Genomic DNA, 215 nt, shown 5'->3' on the forward strand with positions numbered 1-215 from the left:
TGATATACGCTGAATTATCAGGAGACTTTCCCTTGGGAGATTCTAGGCAGCCAACTTATAAAAGTCTTCGGCCATTTGATTTGGTGTCTTAAAACCCAAACCCTTTTGAATTCTTCGATGATTATAAAATAATTCAATGTATTTTATAATATCTGCTTTGGCTTCTTCTCTGGTTTGATAGTTGTAATGATGCACTAACTCATTTTTCAGTATTC

1 protein-coding gene is annotated in these 215 nt (G+C 34.0%); it reads right to left on the reverse strand.

The annotated features are described in order from the left end of the window. Nucleotides 1-42 precede the first annotated feature (42 nt). The coding region (locus WFH18_RS18410) for an IS3 family transposase (RefSeq protein WP_034678492.1) at nucleotides 43-215 on the reverse strand (173 nt) is incomplete at its 5' end.

The organism is Acinetobacter sp. USHLN143 (assembly GCF_037145695.1).
GTDB classification, from domain to species: Bacteria; Pseudomonadota; Gammaproteobacteria; order Pseudomonadales; family Moraxellaceae; genus Acinetobacter; species Acinetobacter fasciculus.